The following is a 23456-nucleotide window of genomic DNA, read 5'->3' on the forward strand; positions in this document are numbered from 1 at the left end:
AACTCACTTTTACTCAATATTTGGAATATCACTTTTATGGACAAACTTAATCGTGTTCTGCTCGTGGCAGGTACGCATGGTAATGAGCTTTCTGGCATTTATCTTCAAAAGCTGATCAAAGATCGTCTTTATGTTGCCGATCGTTCGACGTTCAATACTCATTGTGTGCTTGGCAACCCCGAAGCGGTAAAGCAAAACGTTCGTTATGTTGAAACCGACCTCAACCGTGAATTTGCCTTGGCGAATCAATCATTACCTGCGACTCAGCAAGAAACTGAAATCGCGCAGCAATTCACGCAAGTACATGCTCACCAAGAGAAGCAATTGATCGTTGATCTGCACAACACTACCAGTAACATGGGTGCGACCTTGATTTTGGTTTCTAATGACGTGTTCTATCGCAAGATGGGGGCGTATGTGAAGCAACGCATGCCAGAAGCCAACATCTTGTTTGAAGACAGAAAAGCGTGGGATGACCAACCTTATTTGTGCACCACAGGGCAGCATGGCGTGATGATCGAAGTTGGAGCTCAAGCACATGGCTCACTGAAGTACGACACGTTAGAGCTAATGAAGAAGATGCTGACTATGGTGCTCGATTACCTTGAGCAGCATAACCTTGGGCAAGTTGGTGAGTTGAACGACTACGATGCGTATTTTTACACTGAAGAAGTGATGATCCCTGTCGATCACGATGGTATGCGTGTCGCGACAGTACACCCTATGATCTGTGGACGAGATTTCGAGGTAGTCAAACCGGGCGAACCACTACTCGCGACCTTCTTTGGTTATGACATTTTCTGGGAAGGCAAACAGGATATCTATCCGCACTTCATCAATGAAAGTGCATACAGCAAAGCCAATATTGCCATGGCACTTGCTGAGAAAAAGGTTGTGAGCGCGGAGTGATTGAAACCGAGCTTAGCTTGAATGTTCGCCCTCAATTTTGAACTGTTTATAGTGCTCTTCAAATCGGTCACTTATCCAGTCCATGAGCATTTTGACTCTTGGCAGTTGATATTTGACTGGCGGACAGACGAGCGAAAGTAAGGTTTTTTCTGACCACTCAGGGAGCACTTCAATAAGTCTCCCTGATGTTAAATCAGCATGGCAGTACACATCGGTTAGTCGCGTTACCCCTAACCCAGAAATCGCCGCGTGGCGCATGGTTCTGCCAGTAGCTGCTTTAATACCTTGCCCTACGTTGATAATGCGTTGCTCTTTATGATTCTTCATGATCCAATGATCAACACTGCCATGAATCAAAGGCAAGGCTTTAAGATCTTCTGGGACGAGGATGTTCGGGTGTCGTTCCAGAAAATCTGGACTTGCGACATAGTGTGTGCGGAGTGTGGTGAGTCGGCGCGCGATGAGAGTGGAGTCTGGCATCTCGCCGACACGAAGCACTAAGTCGTAGCTATCTTCAATGAGATCGACGCGATGTTTTGAGAAATCGAGCTCTACTTCAACGTTCGGGTAGGTGGCTTGAAAACTCATCACCAATGGTGCAATAAGTTCTTCGCCAATCGGACCTCCAACACAATTCATATGAATCCTGCCCTTAATTTCGCTGGTGGCTTGCTGCGCCCACTCTGCGGCGGCATCCAGTTGTAGCATCGCTTCTTTGCACTTGCGAAAGTAACCATCGCCAATTTCAGTAAGGCGGAGCTGGCGTGTGGTTCTATAGAGTAACTGAACACCTAGCGAGGATTCTAATTCACTCACGAGCTGACTTACGTTTGCCTTTGATGCGCCCATCGCTTCGGCTGCGGAGGTGAAGCTTCCACATTCCGCGACATAAATAAACGCGCGAATGCCTCGCCAAGATAGATTGTTCATATAAACCTAACAGTGTTTTCATAATGCCTATATATATCCGAATAATAGCGCTCCTTATACTTGTTTAAAAGAGAAAAGCAGAGTGCAAATGTTTGTGAATGCTCGTCTTTATCGTCTAAAAAACCGTTAAACATAGAGAGTGAATCGAGTGACAGTAACAAGATATGAGGCTTCATTTTTCAGCAATGGCAACCGACTTGCAGCGGAAATTCATCGTCCATCCAAAGTCGAAAATCCTTTACCAGCGGTTTTGATTGCTGCGCCGCAGGCGGGAGTAAAAGAGCAGACGGTAAGAATCTACGCCGAGAAAATTGCAGCCAAGGGATTTGTGGTATTAACGTTTGATCATGCCAGTTTTGGCGCCAGTGAAGGTGCGCCAAGATTTCATGAGAACCCATACAATAAAGCGGAAGATTGCCGCAACGGGGTCACTTATTTACGTTCCTTAGCGTATGTAAACATTGAGCATATTTATGGGGTAGGTGTTTGTTCTGGCGGTGGATATTTAGCTCATGCCGTTGCGACAGATAGACGCGTAAAATCACTTGCGACCGTGAGTGCTTACTTTGACCACAGAGGCTTTTATCACAACGTAATTGGTCGAGAAGGTTTGTTAGATTTGCTACTTAAAGGTAATAAAGCGAGAGAACGATATCTTGCTACTGGGCAGATTGATTTTCTGCCTCACGCACCAGCTGAAGACAGTGAAGAAATGCCACGTCTGTTCCGAGAGTTCTACCAGTACTACATGACAGAGCGCGGAGCAAAAGGCTTGTACGAGAGCAAGTTTTTGCCTTGGTCTTATGAGACGTTAGCTAACTTTTCAGCTTTGGATATTGCTGCAAACTTGACGCCGACACCACTACTGATGATTGTCGGTACAGAAGCGGATTCTGCATACGAAAGCGAGCAAATGTTTGATGCCGCTTCGCAGCCTAAACAGCTGATTCGAATTGAAGGAGCGAATCACATCGCGCTGTATGATGAAGACGAATATGTTGATCAAGCAATCGAGCAGATCATCGAGTTTTTTCATTGATCATGCGTGGTACACATGAAGCCGCTCACATAATCTAAAATATAGGGAATGCGTAGCAACACAACAGCTAACATTGATATGAAAGCATAAACCTATAAAAGGGAGGTGGGTCGATGGCTTGCTCTAAAACGCATTCACATTCAAACCATGCTCATGGTCCAAATTGTGGGCATACGGCAATACGTCATGATGGTCATGTTGATTACTTAGTGGATGGAACCTTGCATCATCCACATGGTGATCACTGCGATGAACATGTTATTGGATTGAGTGATACCAATCCTGATGGATGTCATCCTGTGCACTCTTGCGGTGGGCATGTACATGGGCCGGGTTGTGGACATGAGGCAATACAACATGGCGATCATGTGGATTACATTGTCGATGGTCGGCTTCACCATCAACACGGCGACCACTGTGACGATCACGGACCGGTTGAGTTGGTTCATGCGTAACAAATGCAAATAGCGAAACACGAAAAAAGGGGCGAGAATATCGCCCCTTTTGCTATTGATAGCAGTGTCGCTCTAGCTTGGATTGGTCATTATTTATGACGAATCACCACCGCCATTTCGTCACCATCTACGAACGGCTTTCCGCGCAAGTCGCTGTAGGTTGCTTGAACTTCTAAACCATGCGGCGCAAGTTCTGCTTTAAGCATGTCTAAAGTGAAATGTTGCAGCCAGTTATAGACTGTCCATTCTCGTTGCGCTTCGGTTATCACGTACTTGTCTAGCGTGACAAGGTCAGTTTCGTATTTGAATGAAGACTGAATACACCAGTAATCTTCTGCACTCCAAAAACCGTTCATGGCATTTTTATTGAGTGTCAGCGCTTCAGCTTGCTTGTTAAAACGTGTTTGTGTGTACACGTCTAATGCAATCGCACCATTCTCAGCCAACAGTGTTTTGAATTTAGCAAACAATGTGGCTCGTTGAGTTGGATTGAGCGCGCAAAGGTCGCACATAACAAGCGTGATCAAATCAAACTGTCGTGTGTCACTGAACTCTAGGTAATTGCCTAAGTGATACTCAATAGCGAGGTTCGAAGACGCTGCTTGTTGAGTCGCATATTCCAGTGAGTTTTGCGAGAAATCCAATCCGAGCACAGTACCTACACCACGCGTTTTTAAACGTTGGGTGTAAAGGCCAGGGCCGCAACCAAAATCGATGGTTTTTGAATCTTGGTTGAGACCAAATTCAGACACCAGCCAGTCAACAGATTCATCAATGAAGTTGAATGAGCGCGACGCGGCTTCGATTTCTTGGTTTAGGTGGAAGCTGAGCATCTGTTTCGCAATGTGGTTATCTGTCCACAGTACGTCTGCAGTGTATGCTGACCAAACGGCTGGCTTGGCGGTTGCTTCATTCAGTTTTTTAAACATAGTTGTAATTCCGACAATAAGTTAGCTTGTCGTCCTTACTTGAATTTAGGGGTTTTAGTTATCCTAAAACAACGTAAGGACGTTGATTAAAATGAGTGTGTTGAAAACGAATCATTGGAAATACCTCCTTAATAATAGGGTTAAAAACGCGCGAAATTTATCAGTAATGTGTGGAAGAAGCAATCACGTATTGCTGCTACTTTTCTCTCCATACAGCGATTTCATGGTGTTTCTCAACCACACCAGTTTGGGATTGTACGCATTACGTTTGTGCCAAATCATGGTGAACGGGATCAGCAGCTTCTCTTGCTGTGGCTGTTCTAAAGGAATGGGTAAGCACACCAAATCTGGATGTAGCTTCTTGGTGTAACTCTCACAGTACTGCGGCGCAGTGGTCAGCATATTGTGGTGTGGTTGCGCGGCCATAAATAGAGACTGTTCGAAGCTCGACATAGTTAAGCCAATGGAGCGCTGTAAACCAAGTTCACTCAACACTTCGTCCAGTGCCCACGTCTCACTCTTTTCCCAAACAATATTGATGTGTTGGTAACTCAAAAAGGTCTCAAGGTTCCATTCCTGCTCCAAAGCGGGGTGATCCTTGTGCAGGTACACCATAGGTAAATCTGAGAACAGCACTTCGAAATCAAGAAAGTAGGGAAGCAGGTCGAGTGACTCTTTTGAGCGGGGATGGCTCTCTCTGCCGGTAAAGCCGATGTCTGCCTCTCCACGTACAATCGCGTCGAGTGAATCGTAATCCCAGTTACTGGTTTTGACTTTCGCATCTGGGTAGCGCTGGTGGATGGCAACAAGAAGATCATCAAGAATTGTCAGCACTAAAGGTGACTCAATGGTCAGATCAAAGCGTACGCCTTTGGGGGCTATGTCGCTGCGTTTCTCCGCAATTTGACTGCCAATTTGTAGCCATTCTGCCAGATCTTGCTCCATGCTTTGCGCTAAAGGAGTGGGTGCTAATCCCTTTGGTGTTTTCACAAACAGAGGATCATCAAACCAGTCACGAAGCTTATTAAGCGATTTACTTACCGTTGACGGCGTGACGTTTAATTTCTTCGACGCTTTGGAAACACTCTGCTCTTGCAGCAGCAATTGCAGAGTGAACAGCAGGTTGAGATCAAGACGGGCTAGTGATTTCTTCATAGTGGCTTTCATGAGCAGGCTTAGGAATAAATAGTATTAGAGCCAAGCTGATTGCGCCACCTATAGCTAACACAAACACCAACATATTCAGCGCATTAACGCCGATGAACCCCATAAACCAGATGTAGAGGGCAGAGCAACACACTTGAGCGATGCCCAGTAGTGAGCTTGCTACACCAGCACGCAGAGAGAAAGGGCTGAGCGCTTGACTCATGGCCACGCCAAAGCCAATCGAGAAGCCAGCGCAAATCAGCCCAAATCCGAATAAGTAAAATGGGATTCCCCATTGGTTTAGATGAGCAAAACCAATCACCATCGCGGCACTGACAAGCAAGGTTTGCGAAGTCAGCATCAGAGTACGTTGCTTAAAGTAAGACAAAGCCAATGGCGCAGAGAAAGAAGTGATCATACTGACTAATGCAGTGCCTGCCATGACAGAAGAATAGCCGCCACGGTCAAAACCAAGTTCGCCCATCACCAGCATTGGAGAGACATTCACGTAGGTAAGAATGGTGGTCACGCCGATGGATGTAATGATGAGTCGGCTGATGAAAAAGCGCTCCGCGAACGTTTCTTGGGTAGAAGCTGAAGCGGTGCTTTGTTGTGGCAATGCACTAGGCTTTGATTCTTTCAGCACCAAGGTCGAAAGCAAACAAACCACCACACCCATGCCTGCCATTGTGGTGAACAGGCTTGGCCAAGGGAATTTGAGCATAATGAGATGGCCAACAACGGGTGCGATGACAGGAATGATGCAGGTAATGCCGTTAAGCATCGACAGCACCTTAGCGCGGCGTTTGTCATCCAATGTGTCGCGCAAAATAGCAAAAGCAACCACATAGCAAGATCCAGCCCCAATACCTTGTGCAAAACGTGCGATTAAAAACGTGTTGGATTGTTCTGCCATTCCGCCAAGCAATGATGCTGCAATAAAAATGGCCGCACCTAGCATCGCCACCGGTTTACGGCCAACGGAGTCGGCGATCTTACCTGCAAACAGCATGGTGGTTGCCATACCAGCAAGGTAAATAGAAAACGCGATGTGTAATTGTGATTCACTGGCGTTTAAATCCGCGGCAATTTGAGGCAAACCTACAAGATAAAGATCAATGGCGGTAGGATAGAGTAAAACAAGAGAGAAACTACAAAGCAGAAAACGAAACATGACAACCTCACTAACAGTTGATGAGGATAATAGTGTGCTAAACGTTTGCCTGCGAGTGGGAAATACGACAGCAGGTTTTTCCATTTACGACATACCCTGTATGAAATGAGTATAAAAACAGCAAGGATGACTATGATTACCATTGAAAAGTACACGCCATGCCGTCATGAGCAAACCCTTGAGCTGCAAGTCTTAGAGAATCAAGTCCAATACACAGTCGCAAATATTCCTGAGTTATTGGAAAGTCTTAAACCGACAGAGCTAGCGCATTTGATCTTATTGGATGATCAAGTGGTCGGCTTTTTTGTCTTCGATGCCGGATACAGTGAGAATTACGACTTCTGTCCGGAAAAGAGCTTAGGCGTGCGTTGGTTATTGTTGGATCATCGTCACCAAGGCAAAGGCATTGCCAAGCGAGCCATCAGCCAGTTTGCTGATTATGCGAAATTGCATTTTCCGAGCTTTGATTTTCTCTATTTGACGGTTAATTGCCGCAATGTACCGGCTTATCAGTGCTATTTGAAAGCAGGTTTTGAAGACACTAATGAGCTGTATCATGGTGGTCCGGTTGGGCCTCAGCACATTATGCGACAAGCCTTGTAATCAGTTTTCCGGACACTAAAAAGCCGCCTAGTTCTACACTGGGCGGCTTTCTTTTAGGTGTATTGAGCGATTAGCGCACAAAGGCTTTGCGACCAGCGAACACCGCCATTGAGCCTAACTCGTCTTCAATGCGCATTAGCTGATTGTATTTTTCGACACGTTCACCGCGACATGGCGCACCTGTTTTAAGGTGACCAGTGCGAAGTGCAACAGTCATATCGGCAATGAAGCTGTCTGTGGTTTCACCCGAACGGTGAGAAACAAACGCGCCCCATGCAGCGTGATGACACATTTGAATCGCTTCAATGGTCTCGGTTAGCGAGCCAATCTGATTCAGTTTGATCAATGCTGAGTTAGCAGCATTCATGTCGATCGCTTTTTGGATGTATTTGGTATTAGTAACCAGAAGATCATCACCAACAATTTCGATCTTACCGCCGAGCTTCTCATTCAATAGTGGCCAGTTATCCCAATCGTCTTCGGCAAGTCCATCTTCGAGAAGAACCACAGGGAAGTCTTCTACCAACTTCTCATAGTATTCAATCATCTCTGCGGAGGTCAGTTCACGATTCTCTGAGCGTAGCTTATATTTACCATTCTCATAGAACTCACTAGAGGCTGGATCCATACAGATGCCGACATCGACACCGGGTTTCAGTCCGGCTCTCTCAATGCCTTTGACAATCAACTCTAACGGCTCGCGGTTGGACTTCACAGCTGGCGCAAAGCCACCCTCATCACCCACGCCAACCGAGTGATTGGACTCCAACAGAACTTGGCGCAATGCATGATACACCTCGCTGCCCCATTGCACCGCCTGTCTGAAGTTTTCAGCACCGTATGGCGCAATCATGTATTCCTGAAAATCCGGACCTTGCCAACGAGCATGCACGCCGCCGTTGAGGATGTTCATACAAGGCACAGGCAGTAGGTTAGCGCCTACACCACCGAGATACTGATACAAAGGTACGTCAGCAGTTAGTGCGGCTGCGCGAGCTACGGCGAGGGAGACACCAAGAATGCCATTCGCGCCGAGACGGGATTTGTTTTCGGTACCATCTAGCTCGATCATAATGCGGTCAATTAATGCTTGATCGCGCGAGTCCAAACCAACAATGGCTTCGAGCACTTCGGTATTGATCAGTTGAACGGCATTGAGTACGCCTTTGCCACCAAAGCGGGTGTCGTCATCATCTCGCAGTTCTACCGCTTCTCGTGAACCAGTACTGGCACCCGAGGGCACCGATGCTCTTGCTGCAATGCCACAGCCGAGCGTGACTTCGACTTCCACAGTCGGATTTCCGCGTGAATCCAAAATTTCGCGCGCCAGAATATCCTCAATCAAGAAATCCATAGTATGTCCTCAATGATCAGTTAGGTGGGGAAATGACTTTAAGAGTGTAGACACAGATTTTTGATTACGATGACTCTTGATATCTTTGATGTTGAAGACAGTTGTTTATGTGGCTGTTTTCACATAAATTCCAGAAAGGCCATTGGTTATCAAGGAAGAGTCGTGAAGATAGAAGTCGACAATTTAGAAAGAACGGCAGTCATTGCATTGCTAGAAGAACATTTGCAAGACATGTACGCCACGTCACCACCAGAGAGCGTGCATGCGTTAGATTTAGATAAGCTCAAAGCACCAGAAGTGACATTTTGGACCGGATGGAAGGGTGAACAACTGCTTGGGTGTGCTGCGATTAAAGAGTTGGATGGCCAACACGCGGAGCTGAAATCCATGCGCACCACGCCAGCGGCAAGAAACCAAGGTGTGGCCTCTCAATTATTGATTCATGTGATTGAGCAAGCGAAGCAAAAAGGCTTGCAGCGCTTGAGTTTAGAAACGGGCTCGATGGAATTTTTTAAACCTGCGCGCCTGTTGTATGAAAAGCATGGCTTTGTGTACTGCGAGCCGTTCGGGGATTACGAACTCGATCCAAACAGCCAATTCATGACCCTAGAACTGAGTTAGGGCCATGAATTTTTAGAAGCTAAATCCAATCGATTTAGAAATTCAGATTCAAGTTGATGGTTGGCGACAGGAGGTCTGAGCGCTCGTCAGCCAATCGCTTTCTCTTCTCTTTCAGACGTTTGGCATTGTCTTTGTCTGGGTTGCCATCAAGTTGATTATCGATGACCGAGATTTCAGTATCGATCTCTTGGATGCGTTGCTGGCGTTGATATTCTTGATGACCTAACTGGTAGTTTTCAATGAATTCTTTGCTGCTGCACACACCGTAGTATTCCTTGCCCTCGATACCGACAGTGTAACCATTGTCTGGTGAGCAATATTGGATAGTGCCTTTATCAAAACCTTCTTTCCATTTCGCTCGGTCTGGTGTCACACCCGCTTCACCACAGTCTTCGGTATAGCTATTGATAACGTTTGGAGCGTTGCCGTCTCGGCCATCTTGATAACCTACCTTGTACCAGTTCGCCGTCTTGCACTCATCCGGAGACATGCTGGCGCAACCAGAGAGCAAAGTGAGTAAAGCTAGGGGGATTAGCGCTCTTTTCATCAGTTACTGTCCTTTAAACAAAATCGAATTGATAACTCGAGTGTAAAATGAACACTGTTCATATCAATGGTTGAAATCATTGTATTCACAATTGTAGTGACTCATCAGTGTGAGTGATAAGTTCACCACGCTGAATGAGAGGGTGTTTGATTAATATTATTCACGGATTTTGCCTTTGTGGTATCAATTCGATAGCCTTTGCGCCAAAGTAAGTGAAAAAGATGTGCATCTAAGCAAGTATCGTCAGTGAGGTTAGAACATTGAGCGACCAATCAACCGTCGTCATTATTGAGGATGAATCTGCCATCGCAGAGAACCTGATTCATGTATTAGAGATGGATGGCTACCACGCAGAGTGGTTTGCAACGGCAGGAGAGGGCTTAGCTTTTTTGCAGCACAACTCCGCAGCGTTACTTGTGTTAGACGTAGGCTTGCCGGATGGCAATGGTTTTGAATTGTGCAAAACCATCCGTGAGTTTTCTGATATTCCCATTATCTTTCTAACCGCAAGAAGCGATGAAATTGACCGAGTGGTAGGCTTGGAGATTGGCGCGGATGATTACGTGACTAAGCCATTTAGCCCGCGTGAAATGTTGGCGCGCATTAAGCTTAGAATCAAAGCCAAAACGCCAATGAAGGAGCACAAGCCGGAACCTGTAGCTGTTCCAGAACAGCCTCAATTGAACCATGATTTGGTTGCGCAAAACTTCGATTATGGTGTTGGCGGGCAAATGCTTGGGTTAACGGCGGTCGAATTTAAGATTCTCGATAAACTGATTTCCGTCTCTTCCAATGTATTGAGCCGAGAGCAGCTCATGGTCGCGGCAGACATGGCACCAGAGGCTGCATACGAGCGCAATATCGATACCCACATCAAAGCTATTCGCCATAAGTTGAAGCCGTTTGAGATGTCTGAACGCATCTGTACCAAGCGTGGCTTTGGTTACTTTTACTGCATTAAAGGTGAATGATGAATCGCTGGCCGAAGATCCCACTTGGACTCAGACTGTTTTTTCTCTACTTCATCTTAGTCGGGATGACGGCTTACATGGTGAGCAAAACCGTTGTCCAAGAACTTAAGCCAACCGTACGTCAAACCACCGAAGAGACACTGGTGGATATGGCGAACTTGCTTGCGGTATTGGCGGAAGAAGACGTTGCAAACGGTAAGTTGTCTGAGAGTCGCTTCTCCAAACTATTAACGGCTTATGGACAGCGAGAGCCTCAAGCGCGCATTTGGGAAATTGGCAAAAAAGCGATTAATCATCGAATTTACATCACCGACAAACAAGGGATTGTGATTGCGGATTCTTGGCAGCAAGACGTTGGCAAAGACTACTCGCAATGGAATGATGTGTATCTCACGTTGCGTGGTCAATACGGTGCGCGCAGTACCATCGAAGACCCGAAAGATCCGCTTTCAACCGTCATGCACGTTGCTGCGCCCATCTACCACAAAGGCGAAATCATTGGCAGCGTGACGGTGGCAAAATCCAATCGCTCAGTACAACCTTTCATCGATCTTTCTAAACGCAATGTGCTGTTTTGGATGGTGTGGATGAGTGGTTTAGTGCTATTGGCAGGGGCATTGTTTGCTTGGCGAATTCACTCGGCACTGAACAAGCTAGAAGACTACGCGACCAAAATGGGTGAGGGTGAAAAGGTCTCTAAGCCGACATTTCGTATCTTCTATGAGTACGGCACGCTAAGCGACGCATTGGAGAAAATGCGCAACCAGCTCGATGGCAAACAGTATGTGGAAGAGTACGTACAGACGCTGACTCATGAGCTGAAAAGTCCGTTATCAGCGATTAAAGGCGCGAGTGAAATATTGCAAATGCCGTTGCCTGAAGAAAAGGTCACGCGCTTTGCTGGCAACATTGAGCGAGAAAGCGATCGCATGCAGTCATTGATTGATAAGTTGCTAGAACTTGCTCGTCTTGAAAAGCGCCCTGAGCTAGAGCAAGTCGAAGCTATCTCGCTAAAACAAATGGTCAATGAAGTGCTTGAATCGGCGGATGTGCGTTTGAGTGCTAAGTCGGTCACTGCCAACATTCAAATTGATGACCATCTCTCCGTGCTTGGTGATGCCTTCTTACTGAAACAGGCCGCTTTTAACCTGATGGACAATGCGCTGGATTTTGTTGATTCGGAGGGATGCATTGAATGGAAAGCTGAGGTCGCGAAAGAGAAAGCGTGCCTGTCGATTTTCAATTCAGGTCCTCACATTCCTGACTATGCGATGCCTCGTTTGACCGAGCGCTTTTATTCCCTCGCTCGGAAAAATGGTGTTAAGAGCACTGGGCTCGGGCTGAATTTTGTTGAGCAAGTGATCAAGCTGCACAAAGGTCAGTTACAAGTCGAAAACGTCGATTCTGGCGTGAAAGTGACCCTGATTTTACCAACTCCATAGAAACTCCACATTAGCTCCATTCGTTCTCCAAATTGCTGATTTAGATTACTCCCATCAGCAAATGGAGAATGAAACATGAAAAAGATCCTCAATAACCAACTCGGCACGAAGTTCGCCTTCGTGCTGTTTTTGTTTGTCTTACTGCAAATCCCGCTTTCAATGGTCACAGGGTTGATCTCAGAACGCTCATATCGCCAAGATGAAGTCAGAAACGACATCGCACGCAGCAGCAGCGGCGAACAGCGCATCATTGGTCCATTCATCATGGTTAACTACACCGAAACCAGTTACCGAGATGACAAAGTACAGATTAAAGAGCGTCGTAAATTTCTTTTACCTAGCACTTTTGATATGAGCGCGAATCTGGACAGTTTTGAAAAGTACCGAGGCATTTACCGTGCGCGTTTATACAAAGCACAAGTGGCGCTGAAAGGTACTTTTGATGCAGACGATCTCTCGGCATTGCAGGGGCTTGATATTGAAAACATGAGCCTAGTGGTTGGCATTGAAGACAGCCGTGGATTGATTCGTTTGGATGACATGACCATGGCGAGCTCTGATATCGACGTCGCACCGGGAACGGGGTTAAATCAGTTACCACAAGGCTTCCACAGTGATCTGACACTTGCAGACCTAAACCCAGCACAACCTTTGGCTTTCGATCTTAACTTCTTGCTGCAAGGGATGGGTCAGCTTCAAGTCACACCAATCGGTAGTCAAACAACGGTTGAGCTCTCTTCAACATGGGCTCATCCAAGCTTTATCGGTGATTACTTACCGGTGTCGTCAGAGGTATCCGAAGATGGATTTAATGCACAGTGGGCGAGCAATAATTTCTCTACCAATATCGCGCAGCTGTTCCAAAGCTGTTTGTCATCGAGTCACGCTTGTCACGAGCTTGAACAGCGACAAATGGGCGTAGATTTGATTGATCCCGTGGACCACTATTTGAAGTCTCATCGAGCTGTGAACTATTCACTGTTGGTTATCACATTAGTGTTTGCGAGTTTCTTCTTGCTGGAGCTGTTCCAAGCGCGTCCGGTTCACCCAGTACAATACGGTTTTATTGGTCTGGCTTTAGCGCTTTTCTATCTATTGCTGATTTCGATGAGTGAACACCTCGGCTTTAACTGGGCGTATGTGGTGTCAGCAGTCGCATCGACGGGGCTTTTAAGTGTGTACGTGAGCGGTATGTTGAGCAACACCAAACACGGCGCGATATTCGGAGCGTGTTTACTTACTCTCTACGGATTACTGTTTGGCTTGCTACAAGCAGAAAGCTACGCATTGGTGATGGGGACATTACTGTGTTTCGCGATTTTGAGCTTCACTATGGTCATTACACGCAACATCGACTGGTACGCACGAAATAAGAAAGCGGAAGAAAGCGCAAAGGCGAATCATGAAGATGTTTAAACGAGCAATTCTCACTGGGCAGCCAAGCAATATGGTGGAAGAAACGTCCGCTATCCACCTGCGAGTATCTGCAAAAAATGGACTGAAAAGCTTGGTGTGTTTTATCGCATTGGTCGTTATTGCGCTCTATGTTCGAGACAGCTTTATTCGTCCGACATTTGGCGATGTTCTCGTTGTGGTTTGGCTCTACTACTTTCTTGCAAGCTTGTTCTCCATGCCTGTTAACTGGCTGGTTTCACTGGTGGTGTTGATTGCGTTTGCTGTTGAGTTAGGGCAACTGTTACAGGTTGCAGTTTGGCTTGGTATCGAATCTTCATCGCCTCTAGCTGTAATTTTGGGCGCTACATTTGATTGGAAAGATCTGCTGGCTTACTGCATCGGAGGTCTACTGTGTTGGTGGATGGAAAAGAAATGAAAAACGAGATGAAAGCCATTGCGCTACCAAACCGACTCCGCCATTCCAAACGAGGTATTCGTAAAAGGATCAAAATCAGTTTACTCAAGCGCGTGTACCTTTGGTCACTGACCAATAGAGAACTACTGTAGCGCTACTTCTCTATCTGAAATACAAAAGGGAATCTTAACTCACCGGCGCACAGGTGAGTTAAGACTCCCTTTATTATTCATTGAGACGTCTAGCTGCTACTTTTAATTAGCTTTCAAATGAAAGTTTCTCGCCGAACGTCTCTTTCCAGTCTTTATCGAACTGCTCAACCGCCGGTTTTACTGCTGGATGTGCGAACATTTGTGCTGCCACATCGGTTGGCAATGTAATGGCTTCGATGCCTAGCTTCATCACTTCCATCGCTTGTTGAGTGTTCTTGAAGCTGGCTGCCAAAATCTTCGCTGGTAGTTGGTTTTGATCGAGCAACAATTGAAGATCCGCGACCACTTCAACACCGTTGCCGTTCATCGCATCAATGCGGTTTACGTAAGGTGCTAGGTAGTCAGCACCGCACAGTGCCGCTAGGAAACCTTGTTGAGCTGAATAGATAGCGGTAGCAAGAACCTGAATTCCCTCTTTTTTCATTAGCTTAATTGCAGCTAAGCCTGTTTCTGTTGCTGGCACTTTTACCACCATATCGTAAGGCAATTCATTCAATTGGCGTGCTTCTGCCACCATGCCTTCGACGGTTGAACTCACGACTTGAGCATGAAAGCGAGGTGTACCGCCAAGTGCTTCTTGCATGCCTGCTAGGGTTTCATTCAGTCCCTGTTTTGACTTCGCCAAAATGCTTGGGTTTGTCGTCACGCCTTTTAGCGGTAGGCACTGGTTAAAGCGTTTTACTTCTGCCACATCAGCAGTATCTAAATAAAGTTCAATCATGGTTTCTACCTTAAACAAAATCTTCGTTTTGATGATGGGATCACTATAGATCTGACAATCGAACGAGATCTTGATTTTGATCAATTGAAATTTCATTTGAAACCATAATAATTTCATTAAATGAAAGTTAAGTGAAACTTGTAAACGCTCAAATGAAGCTTTCAGTTAGAAAACACAAAAGCTGTTCATAAGACTCAACGAGCAAAAGAAACGAATTAGGTACACAGCGGTAGCACAGACCAAGAGGCAAGCAGAGATGTATTTCAATATCCAACGATTCTCTACCCATGATGGCGATGGCATTCGTTCCATTCTTTTTCTTAAAGGATGCAGCTTGTCTTGCCCTTGGTGTCAAAACCCAGAAAGCCGCAGCGAAAAGCATTCACTGTTGTTTGATCAGCGAAGCTGCATGGAAGATTGCCAGCTGTGCGTTTCTACGTATCAAGCTACAACTCAAACCACGGCGGGTAGTGAAACGGCGAGCGATGGTATTCAACGCATCGACAATCAAATCATCATCAATCGCAAAGCCATCAAAGAAGACCAACTGATCGCGCTGCGAGACGTCTGTCCTACGCAAGCACTGACTGTCTGCGGTGAAGAGGCAAAATCAGACATGCTGTTCGACACCTTGATGAAAGACAAACCTTTCTACGATCAAAGCCAAGGTGGTGTGACCTTCTCCGGTGGTGAGCCACTCATGCAAGCGGATTTGGTAGCAGAACTCGCACAGCGTCTGCATGACAACCAAGTCTCTACCGCTATTGAATCGTGCATGCATGTGCCGTGGAAGAACGTCGAAAAAGCCGCGCCGCATATTGATTGCTGGTTGGCGGATTTAAAACACACCGATGAAGAGAAGTTTCTTAGCTGGGCGAAAGGTTCACTAAAACGCATCAAAGACAATTTCCGAAAACTGGCACCTATCGCGAAACGCATTGTGATTCGCGTTCCAGTGGTGCCGGGGTTCAATGACACCATCGAAGAGTTGAAAGACATCATCGATTTTGCGGCTTCACTAGAAAGCTGCCAAGAACTTCACTTGCTGCCGTACCACACGCTCGGCATCAATAAATACCGTTTGCTCGATATGCCTTACGAGTGTTCTGACAAGCCACTAAACAAACCAGAACTGCTAGAAAGCGCCATGCAATACGCAAGCGAAAACACCCAACTTAACGTGATTGTAAGAGGTTAACTATGGACCTGAATTACCTTCCTGAGCGTATCAAAGCGCACAAATTGGCACTGGTAAATATCGTAACGCCACCCGTCTGTACCGAGCGTGCAGAGGCATACACTCGTGCTTATCAAGCAAACGAAGACAAACCTGTGATTGTCCAACGTGCGCTAGCACTGCAAGAGCATTTACGCACTCGTACTATTTGGATTAAACACGATGAGTTGATCGTCGGTAACCAAGCGAGCAAAGTGCGCGCTGCACCTATTTTCCCAGAATACACTGTACGTTGGATTGAAGCGGAAATTGATGATCTAGCCGACCGCCCAGGTGCAGGCTTTGCCGTTACCGAAGAAGATAAGCAAAGCATTCACAGCATCACACCGTATTGGCGTGGTAAAACCGTTCAAGACCGTTGTTACGGCTTGTTCACTGATGAGCAGCAAGAAATCTTAGCCAGCACCATCATTAAAGCTGAAGGCAACATGACTTCGGGTGACGCGCACCTTGCGGTGGATAACGAGAAAATCCTTAAGCTAGGCATGAACGGTTTGTTAGAGGATGTTCGTCAGCACCGTGTTAACAATGATGTTTCGACCTTTGAAGGCTTGAAGAAAGAGCAGTTCTACAAGTCGGTCGAAATCGTGCTGCTTGCGATTCAAGACCACATAGTGAGCTACTCTGAATTGGCGGCAAAAATGGCGTTAGAAGAGACGCGCCCGCTACGCAAAGCTGAGTTAGAAAGCATTGCGGCAAACTGTCGTCATGTCGCGAGCCACGCACCAGAAAACTTCTGGCAAGCACTGCAATTGAGCTACTTCGTTCAATTGATGCTACAAATCGAATCGAATGGTCACTCGGTTTCTTTCGGTCGTATGGACCAGTTCCTAAACGAATTTTATGTTCGTGATATCGAAAACGGCACAATTGAGAAAGACTTTGCATTAGAGCTTTTACAAAGCTGTTGGTTGAAGCTGCTTGAAGTTAACAAGATTCGCTCTGGTGCGCACTCTAAAGCCTCCGCAGGTTCTCCGCTGTACCAAAACGTGTGTATCGGCGGTCAGAAGTTGAATGAAAAGGGTGAGCCTGAAGATGCAGTGAATCCACTTTCTTGGGCGATTCTGGAATCTTGTGGTCAGTTACGTTCGACGCAACCTAACTTGAGTGTGCGTTACCATGAGGGTTTAAACCAAGAATTCCTGATGGGTTGTGTTGAAGTGATTAAATGTGGCTTCGGTATGCCAGCGTTCAACAACGATGAGATTGTTATTCCTGAATTCATCAAGCTTGGTGTAGAGAAAGAAGACGCTTACAACTACGCATCTATCGGCTGTATCGAGACCGCAGTTCCGGGCAAATGGGGTTACCGTTGTACGGGCATGAGCTTCATTAACTTCGCTCGTATCTTGCTAGCTTCATTGAACGAAGGTGTGGATGCAACAACGGGTAAAGCTTTCTTGCCACACGATAAGTCATTAGCAAAAGGCAACTTTGAGAACTTTGAGCAAGTGACCGCTTCTTGGGCAGAGCAAATCCGCTACTACACCCGTAAATCGATTGAGATTGATACAGTCGTCGACAGCGTGCTTGAACAGCAGGCACAAGACATTTTCTGTTCAACGCTGGTGGATGATTGTTTAGCTCGCGGTAAAACCGTGAAAGAAGGTGGTGCGAAATACGATTGGGTATCTGGTTTGCAAGTCGGTATCGCCAACTTGGGTAACAGCCTAGCAGCAATCAAACACCTTGTTTTCGATGACGCGCAGATTACTCAGCCAGAGCTGGCAAAAGCATTGGCAGAAGATTTCGATGGTATGGAGAACGAACAGCTTCGCCAACGTCTTATCAACTTTGCACCAAAATACGGTAACGATGATGACGCGGTAGACCAACTGCTCGCAGACGCGTACCAAGTGTACATTGATGAGCTAGAGCAGTTCGTTAATACGCGTCATGGGCGTGGTCCAATTGGCGGCGGTTACTACGCAGGTACATCAAGTATCTCGGCAAACGTCCCATTCGGTGCTTCAACCATGGCAACGCCGGACGGTCGTAAAGCGAAAACGCCATTGGCAGAAGGTGCAAGCCCGTCATCTGGCTCAGACCGTTTAGGTCCAACGGCGGTGTACAACTCGGTCGGTAAGATCCAAGCGAATAAGATCCTTGGTGGCGTGCTGCTTAACCAGAAGTTAAGCCCGGCAGCGGTTGAGTCTGAAGGGGATAAGCTCAAGCTTTCTATGTTGATCCGTACCTTCTTCAACCACCACAAAGGTTGGCACGTGCAGTACAACATCGTTTCTCGTGAGACCTTGTTAGCCGCGAAGAAGAACCCAGAGCAATATCGTGATCTTGTTGTGCGAGTTGCAGGCTACTCAGCCTTCTTTACCGCGCTATCACCAGATGCGCAAGACGACATCATCGCACGTACTGAGCACGAGCTGTAAGTAGACTGACTAAGTAAAATAAAAAGGCACCGGTTGGTGCCTTTTTCATTATTAAATCAATCAGTAAGTACAAAAACAGAGCAACTGGATTCGAGATAACGGTTTTGTTTTATAAAACACAGCAAGGCTCGCATTATAAATAACGCTTTTCATATAGTTTCACGTGATATTACTGGGAGTTTACATAAACTTAGCGAAAAAACTGGTTTTAAGGTTGAGATAACAAGAAGTGGAAGCTTTCAAGTAAGAGGGTAATCACTTTATATAACAATGACCTTTCTAGTGTGAGAAAGCTAGCAAATAGATACGTATAGAGAATTACGATGGAATTGATACAGAAGAAAGGATCGAATAAACATACGTTTACTTTCCATGATGATTATTTCAACTACGCCATAAAAGACAAAAATGGGTCTTGTGACGAAAACTTTCGGTATGTCGATTTCCCTAAAAAGTCATCGGTTGTCATTGAACGCAATGAGTGGTTGAGAAATGTAGGCGCGTTGTGGATTGTGATTGGTCTCTTTCAAATTGGTCACGCTATGTATGCCGGCGCGCCTTTGAGTGGTAAAGGCTTTTGGATGGTAATTGGTCTTCTGTGTATCGGTTGGTCATACTTATCCACGGTAAGATACAGTGTGTTTTCAATGGAACCGTTGAAAGTCTATGTGATTCAAGAGCGGTATCATGATGTCATCATCGAAGAGATCAAAGGCAGACGTATTCAACAGCTTTTGAAATACTACGGTGACGTTGACCCAGAGAATGACCCGGAAAACGAGATTGATAAATTTCATTGGTTACAAAAGGAAGGCGTGATTAACGAGCAAGAGTTAGAGCAGAAATTAGCCGAGATTGAGTTTCTAAAACATGATGTCCAACCTCAATATTTTAACTGATTCCTCTCAATTTGGTGTTGAAATATGAATACTAAAAAATTTCAAAAATGGAAGAAAACGAGGGAAAAAGGATTTGTTCGGTTTACCACAATTTATGGTTCAACCTTCGGGCTTGTATACTTTGCAGGAATAAAGTTATTTTTCGAATCTGACCGTATCGCTTATTTGACTGCCAGTTGGCAAACGCAATTAATTCAGTTTTTAGGCTGTATGTTGATGGGGTTTGTTATTGTGTGTGGAGGTTGGTTCGGCTTTGAACGCAAATACCAAATAGCACTGAGATCAGAGTAGAAACAAAAGGCACCGATTGGTGCCTTTTTGCGTTTTGGTCTGAGTTTATTTACCCATATGCTCGTGGCGCATTTTACCGCAAGATCGGTTACGCCCTTTCAGTCTTGAGATTAGCTTTCTTGCTGTTTGACGAATTGTCCCGGCGTCATGCCGAAATGGTTTTTGAACGCTCGAGTAAAGTGGGATTGGTCATTAAAGCCAAGCTCGTGCGCCGTTAAAGCAATATTGACTGAACCAGAAGAAAGAGCCACTCGTGCTTGTTCCAAACGCTTGTTCATCAGGTACTGATAAGGCGTTACGCCGATGAGCTTTTTGAATTCCCTCAGAAAGTAAAACTTACTGCAACCGAGCAAGTCTGCGAGATCATCGACCGCGATGTTGTTGCCGATGTTTTCTTCTATGTATTGGTCAATCTTATCGACTTGGTGTTGGTCGAACTTAGAGGCAGCAAGCTGGTTGTTCTTAAGGTCAAAGTAGTTGGAGTAGTTTTGAATGTAGTGGGTTGCAAGGAGTGAAACCAAGTTATTGAGGTAGATTTTGCCATTTCGTCCTTTGGCTTTCGCTTCCAACATAAATAGTTCAATGATGCCTTTGATGGTCTCATCCAACACGTTGTAGTTGTTCAAAAATTGCAGCTCAATTCCCTCTAAATTGAGCGGGCAGTGTGAGAAAAACTCTTGTTCTTCAATCGCCAAAATCACGAAGTAACAAGGCTCTGCCACATCATGGGTAAACGGGGTTTTAGGCGGATTAATCCAAATGTTGCCCGGGCTGGTTTTTAGATCGGCGAACGTGCCATCTTTTTCAACACTCCAATTCAAATCTTTTTCTAGTGCCAATGCAAAGTAGAAGTAAGGGGTGTAGACATTCTTCGGATAGAAATAAGGGGACGTGCCTTTTTCTACCAATACGCCCGACCAATCTAATCCATGGTTTGAAAACTCAATATCCAGCACGTCGCCACAGCTTGATAGCACATTAGATTCAGAGTCATAAAACTTAAGCTCGGACTTCATTTTCTTTCCTTTGTTCTCTTCCACTTGCTAGCTGAAATTAGCCGAGTTTTGCACATTTCGTCAACTTATAGAGGGGGCAATAAAGTACAAAAACTTGGGCAGGAATGTTCAATCTTCTCTCGCGGTGCAGCGCTAATCTATACCCAAGTTAGCCGGACAGTTAGACAAAACATAAGACAGAGAGGATGCCATGTTTAAGAAATCGCTTTTACTACTATTAGGTAGTTTGCCGTTCACCACCTTTGCTCACTCAGTTTCTGCAAATGACAACAACACGAATCTAGCTTTAGAGGACACCACCATGAAACACATCGAACTCAATACTCAAGTTGGTCAACTAGCTGCAAACCTTTACCTACCAAAAGGTGCGAAAAATGCCCCAGTTGTTATCGTGACGGGCGCGTGGACAACAGTGAAAGAGCAGATGTCGGCGGTTTATGCTCAAGCATTGGTAGAGTGAGGTTACGCTGCATTGACGTTGGATTTCCGTGGTTGGGGTGAAAGCAAAGACCAAGTGATGTACTTAGAAGATCCTGCACGTAAAACCGCAGACATTCGCGCAGTGATTGAAGCAGTGGGTCAACTCGATGGTGTTGATGCATAACGCATCGGTGGTTTGGGTATCTGTGCATCGGCGGGCTACATGCTAGATGCGGTTGCCGGTAATGACAAAGTAAAAGCCGCGGCAGTGGTTGCTCCTTGGTTGCACGATAAAGCGATGGCGACTGAAATTTATGGTGGCGAAGAAAGCGCGAAAAACTTACTCGCAGCAGCGGAAGAGGCCGCACATTCAGCGACTCCGGTTTACATTGAAGCGGCAAGCACAACCAATGAGAACGCATTGATGTTCCAAGCGCCTTACTACACGGAGACTGATCGTGGTTTGATTCCTGAATATGACAACCAATACAACGTTGCATCATGGTCTGGTTGGTTGAACTACGACGCTCAAGCGAGTGCAGCAACACAAGATAAACCAGTGCTAATGGTGGCATCTGAAGCCATGGCTCTGCCTGCTGGTGCGCATCGTTACATCGAGAATGCTGGTAGCAACGTTAACGCAGTATGGCTATACGGCATCAATCAATTCGATTTCTATGACCAACCAGAAGCAGTAAAACTGGCTGTCGATGAAGTTGTAGAGCACTTCGAAGCGAACCTATAAGGAATCACGTGATGAAGCTTAAACAACTGTGGTTGCTGTTTATCGGAGTGATTGCCATGAATGTGAATGCTCAAACCATGTCCTTGGACGAAGCGAAAATTCGTAGCAACATTAACAGCTTCTCGGCTTTGGCAGACCAAGGCGCATTTGAATACTTAGGTCGACTGTTCGCTCCAGAATTAACGGTGGATTACACCACGCTGTTTGGCGGTGAAGCTCAACAAGTCAAACGCCAAGATTTAATGCAGCAGTGGGCGGGATTCCTGCCTGGGTTTGATGCGACATTTCATGACTTGAGCAATCTGAACGTCTCTATTGATGGCGATAAGGCGAGTGCGACAGTGGATTTCACTGCAAGTCATTGGCTCGGTAAAGAGGGTTTCTGGGCGGTTTCGGGTGAATACGAGTTTGGGTTGCAACGAGCAGGCGATAACTGGCAAATCACCTCAGTGAAACTGAATCGAAAAGCAGAGCAAGGTAGCCGAGATATCCTGGCAGAAGCGCCCAAGCATGCGGCGCAAAACCTAAAAGCGCGCGAAGCACTTAAAGTAACGTACTAATAAACGCGTCAGAGCGTCACAAAGGCACCAATTGGTGCCTTTTCTGTTTGAGCTTTATCGTGTTTGGCAACATAACCATTTGATTAATCGAGTGGTTTCAATAGGGTAGGAGAAAGTTTCAAAAAGAAGGGTAGAAGAACGGATGTTTTTACTCGTCGCAGTCTTTGCTGGTTTGGCAGCATTAGTTTGGTTTTTCCGAGAAGGGCAATCCATCGGTTTGCACCGTATTCTTGGTACACTTTATTTCATTGTTTATACCGTGGTGTATTTGTACGTCCCGCCATTTCTTGAAGTGGGGCATCAATACATTGCTAAAACCTACGAACTCATTCCCATCGTTTGTTATTACTTCATCCTGCAACCAGATCCAGAAGAAGCCAGTGCAGAGCAAAAAGCGAAGATCTTTTTCGCATGGTGCGGCTTAATTTTTATTACCTGCTTCTTGTTGTATTTCAAAATGAATGTCTGGTGAGGAGAGCGAGCATGCAAGTAGTTAAAGCCAACCTCAGCCATTTAGAAGCATTTGAGCAGTATGTTGAAAAGTGTGCTCAGGTGGGAATGGAAATGTACGTCGCCGCCCAAAGTGACAGTGAAGCGCTGCTGAAAAAACGAATTGGATACGCGAAAGGCGAAGGTTTGCCGGAAGATTGGACGCCGTCTTCGACATACTTCTGTATCGAAGAAGGGGTGATACTTGGTTCGATTCGAGTTCGTGAAGGGAACAACGACTACCTTGAAAATGTGATTGGGCACATTGGTTACGAAACCGCACCAGATGCTCAAGGTAAAGGCATCGCCACATTCATGTTGAATTGGGTGAAAACCGAAATCATTCAGGACTTTGCTATCGTCACTTGTGATGTGAACAATACCGCATCAAGACGCGTGATCGAAAAAGCGGGTGGCGAGTTTCTCAATACATTTTATTCAGAACAAGACCAATACGAAGTGCGCCGCTATCGATTGCTGCCGGGTGATACCTCGTTGTCCCTACTTAACAACGTAAGGATTACGGAGTGATTGAAAGAAAGCGCGGTA

Annotated in this window: 25 protein-coding genes and 1 pseudogene; 18 read left to right on the forward strand and 8 right to left on the reverse strand. The window is 45.9% G+C overall.

All coding sequences use genetic code 11. The features are described 5' to 3' along the window. The first annotated feature begins 36 nt into the window (after positions 1-36). A complete protein-coding gene (locus H735_RS11565) occupies positions 37-909 on the forward strand; it encodes an aspartoacylase (RefSeq protein ID WP_020195358.1) in 873 nt (290 codons plus the stop codon). Positions 910-921: 12 nt separating this feature from the next. On the opposite strand, the gene H735_RS11570 is transcribed toward H735_RS11565, so the two are convergent. Further along, entirely contained in the window at positions 922-1839 is a 918-nt protein-coding gene (locus tag H735_RS11570) for a LysR family transcriptional regulator (protein ID WP_020195357.1), read from the reverse strand. A gap of 148 nt (positions 1840-1987) precedes the next feature. Here H735_RS11570 and H735_RS11575 point away from each other — a divergent pair, with 148 nt between their 5' ends. Then, complete coding sequence (locus H735_RS11575) at positions 1988-2878, forward strand: alpha/beta hydrolase (RefSeq protein WP_020195356.1); 891 nt, start codon at positions 1988-1990, stop codon at positions 2876-2878. A gap of 342 nt (positions 2879-3220) precedes the next feature. After that, entirely contained in the window at positions 3221-3346 is a 126-nt protein-coding gene (locus H735_RS31860; RefSeq protein WP_265100868.1) for a hypothetical protein, read from the forward strand. 76 nt (positions 3347-3422) lie between these two features. Here H735_RS31860 and H735_RS11585 read toward each other — a convergent pair whose 3' ends face one another. From H735_RS11585 to H735_RS11595, 3 genes are all read right to left on the reverse strand, one after another. Further along, positions 3423-4262, reverse strand: a complete 840-nt coding sequence (locus H735_RS11585; RefSeq protein WP_020195354.1) for a class I SAM-dependent methyltransferase — start codon at positions 4260-4262, stop codon at positions 3423-3425. A 183-nt stretch (positions 4263-4445) separates the two neighbouring features. Then, positions 4446-5417: an HTH-type transcriptional regulator YidZ gene (gene yidZ, locus H735_RS11590; RefSeq protein ID WP_020195353.1), complete on the reverse strand. Its 972-nt coding sequence runs from the start codon at positions 5415-5417 to the stop codon at positions 4446-4448. Next, positions 5392-6582: an MFS transporter gene (locus H735_RS11595; protein ID WP_020195352.1), complete on the reverse strand. Its 1191-nt coding sequence runs from the start codon at positions 6580-6582 to the stop codon at positions 5392-5394. The genes yidZ and H735_RS11595 overlap by 26 nt, the downstream gene beginning before the upstream one ends. A 132-nt stretch (positions 6583-6714) precedes the next feature. Between H735_RS11595 and H735_RS11600 the strand changes: the two genes are divergently transcribed. Continuing rightward, entirely contained in the window at positions 6715-7185 is a 471-nt protein-coding gene (locus H735_RS11600; RefSeq protein WP_020195351.1) for a GNAT family N-acetyltransferase, read from the forward strand. A 70-nt stretch (positions 7186-7255) separates the two neighbouring features. Here H735_RS11600 and eno read toward each other — a convergent pair whose 3' ends face one another. Further along, positions 7256-8539, reverse strand: a complete 1284-nt coding sequence (gene eno, locus H735_RS11605; protein ID WP_020195350.1) for a phosphopyruvate hydratase — start codon at positions 8537-8539, stop codon at positions 7256-7258. A 162-nt stretch (positions 8540-8701) separates the two neighbouring features. On the opposite strand from eno, the gene H735_RS11610 reads away from it, so the two are divergent. Further along, positions 8702-9160 (forward strand): GNAT family N-acetyltransferase, encoded by a 459-nt coding sequence (locus tag H735_RS11610; protein ID WP_020195349.1) that lies wholly within the window; start codon positions 8702-8704, stop codon positions 9158-9160. 34 nt (positions 9161-9194) lie between these two features. Here H735_RS11610 and H735_RS11615 read toward each other — a convergent pair whose 3' ends face one another. Next, positions 9195-9707 carry a DUF2799 domain-containing protein gene (locus H735_RS11615; RefSeq protein WP_020195348.1) on the reverse strand — a complete coding sequence of 171 codons (513 nt, stop codon included), beginning with the start codon at positions 9705-9707 and terminating at the stop codon, positions 9195-9197. A 260-nt stretch (positions 9708-9967) separates the two neighbouring features. Here H735_RS11615 and H735_RS11620 point away from each other — a divergent pair, with 260 nt between their 5' ends. The 5 genes from H735_RS11620 to H735_RS31865 all read left to right on the forward strand — a co-directional run bounded on the left by H735_RS11620 (position 9968) and on the right by H735_RS31865 (position 14082). Beyond that, a complete protein-coding gene (locus H735_RS11620; protein WP_020195347.1) occupies positions 9968-10678 on the forward strand; it encodes a response regulator in 711 nt (236 codons plus the stop codon). Next, positions 10678-12120, forward strand: coding sequence for a two-component system sensor histidine kinase CreC (gene creC / locus H735_RS11625; protein WP_020195346.1), 1443 nt, complete (start codon positions 10678-10680; stop codon positions 12118-12120). The genes H735_RS11620 and creC overlap by 1 nt, the downstream gene beginning before the upstream one ends. A 75-nt stretch (positions 12121-12195) precedes the next feature. Beyond that, positions 12196-13536: a cell envelope integrity protein CreD gene (gene creD, locus H735_RS11630; RefSeq protein ID WP_020195345.1), complete on the forward strand. Its 1341-nt coding sequence runs from the start codon at positions 12196-12198 to the stop codon at positions 13534-13536. Beyond that, positions 13523-13951 (forward strand): ribosomal maturation YjgA family protein, encoded by a 429-nt coding sequence (locus H735_RS11635; protein ID WP_020195344.1) that lies wholly within the window; start codon positions 13523-13525, stop codon positions 13949-13951. Before creD ends, H735_RS11635 begins: the two co-directional genes overlap by 14 nt. Further along, positions 13948-14082, forward strand: a complete 135-nt coding sequence (locus H735_RS31865; protein WP_005453163.1) for a hypothetical protein — start codon at positions 13948-13950, stop codon at positions 14080-14082. The genes H735_RS11635 and H735_RS31865 overlap by 4 nt, the downstream gene beginning before the upstream one ends. A 106-nt stretch (positions 14083-14188) precedes the next feature. On the opposite strand, the gene H735_RS11640 is transcribed toward H735_RS31865, so the two are convergent. Beyond that, complete coding sequence (locus H735_RS11640; protein WP_027726626.1) at positions 14189-14863, reverse strand: fructose-6-phosphate aldolase; 675 nt, start codon at positions 14861-14863, stop codon at positions 14189-14191. A 256-nt stretch (positions 14864-15119) separates the two neighbouring features. Between H735_RS11640 and H735_RS11645 the strand changes: the two genes are divergently transcribed. From H735_RS11645 to H735_RS11660, 4 genes are all read left to right on the forward strand, one after another. Then, complete coding sequence (locus H735_RS11645) at positions 15120-16061, forward strand: glycyl-radical enzyme activating protein (protein ID WP_020195342.1); 942 nt, start codon at positions 15120-15122, stop codon at positions 16059-16061. A gap of 2 nt (positions 16062-16063) precedes the next feature. Beyond that, positions 16064-18487: a formate C-acetyltransferase/glycerol dehydratase family glycyl radical enzyme gene (locus H735_RS11650; protein WP_020195341.1), complete on the forward strand. Its 2424-nt coding sequence runs from the start codon at positions 16064-16066 to the stop codon at positions 18485-18487. A 323-nt stretch (positions 18488-18810) separates the two neighbouring features. Beyond that, the gene (locus H735_RS11655; RefSeq protein WP_020195340.1) at positions 18811-19386 is read left to right on the forward strand and encodes a hypothetical protein; all 576 of its coding nucleotides are present in this window, start codon (positions 18811-18813) and stop codon (positions 19384-19386) included. Between the two features lie 24 nt (positions 19387-19410). Further along, on the forward strand, positions 19411-19677 hold the full coding sequence (locus H735_RS11660; RefSeq protein WP_020195339.1) for a hypothetical protein: 267 nt from the start codon (positions 19411-19413) through the stop codon (positions 19675-19677). Between the two features lie 110 nt (positions 19678-19787). On the opposite strand, the gene H735_RS11665 is transcribed toward H735_RS11660, so the two are convergent. Next, positions 19788-20693, reverse strand: coding sequence for a helix-turn-helix transcriptional regulator (locus H735_RS11665; protein ID WP_020195338.1), 906 nt, complete (start codon positions 20691-20693; stop codon positions 19788-19790). A gap of 301 nt (positions 20694-20994) precedes the next feature. On the opposite strand from H735_RS11665, the pseudogene H735_RS32020 reads away from it, so the two are divergent. From H735_RS32020 to H735_RS11685, 4 genes and pseudogenes are all read left to right on the forward strand, one after another. Beyond that, a pseudogene (locus tag H735_RS32020) lies at positions 20995-21858 on the forward strand (alpha/beta hydrolase). An 11-nt stretch (positions 21859-21869) separates the two neighbouring features. Beyond that, complete coding sequence (locus H735_RS11675) at positions 21870-22418, forward strand: nuclear transport factor 2 family protein (protein ID WP_020195334.1); 549 nt, start codon at positions 21870-21872, stop codon at positions 22416-22418. A 142-nt stretch (positions 22419-22560) separates the two neighbouring features. Continuing rightward, positions 22561-22890, forward strand: a complete 330-nt coding sequence (locus tag H735_RS11680; RefSeq protein ID WP_020195333.1) for a hypothetical protein — start codon at positions 22561-22563, stop codon at positions 22888-22890. 11 nt (positions 22891-22901) lie between these two features. After that, a complete protein-coding gene (locus tag H735_RS11685) occupies positions 22902-23438 on the forward strand; it encodes a GNAT family N-acetyltransferase (protein ID WP_020195332.1) in 537 nt (178 codons plus the stop codon). The last annotated feature ends 18 nt before the right edge of the window (positions 23439-23456 follow it).

This window comes from Vibrio owensii CAIM 1854 = LMG 25443 (assembly GCF_000817815.1).
GTDB lineage: Bacteria > Pseudomonadota > Gammaproteobacteria > Enterobacterales > Vibrionaceae > Vibrio > Vibrio owensii.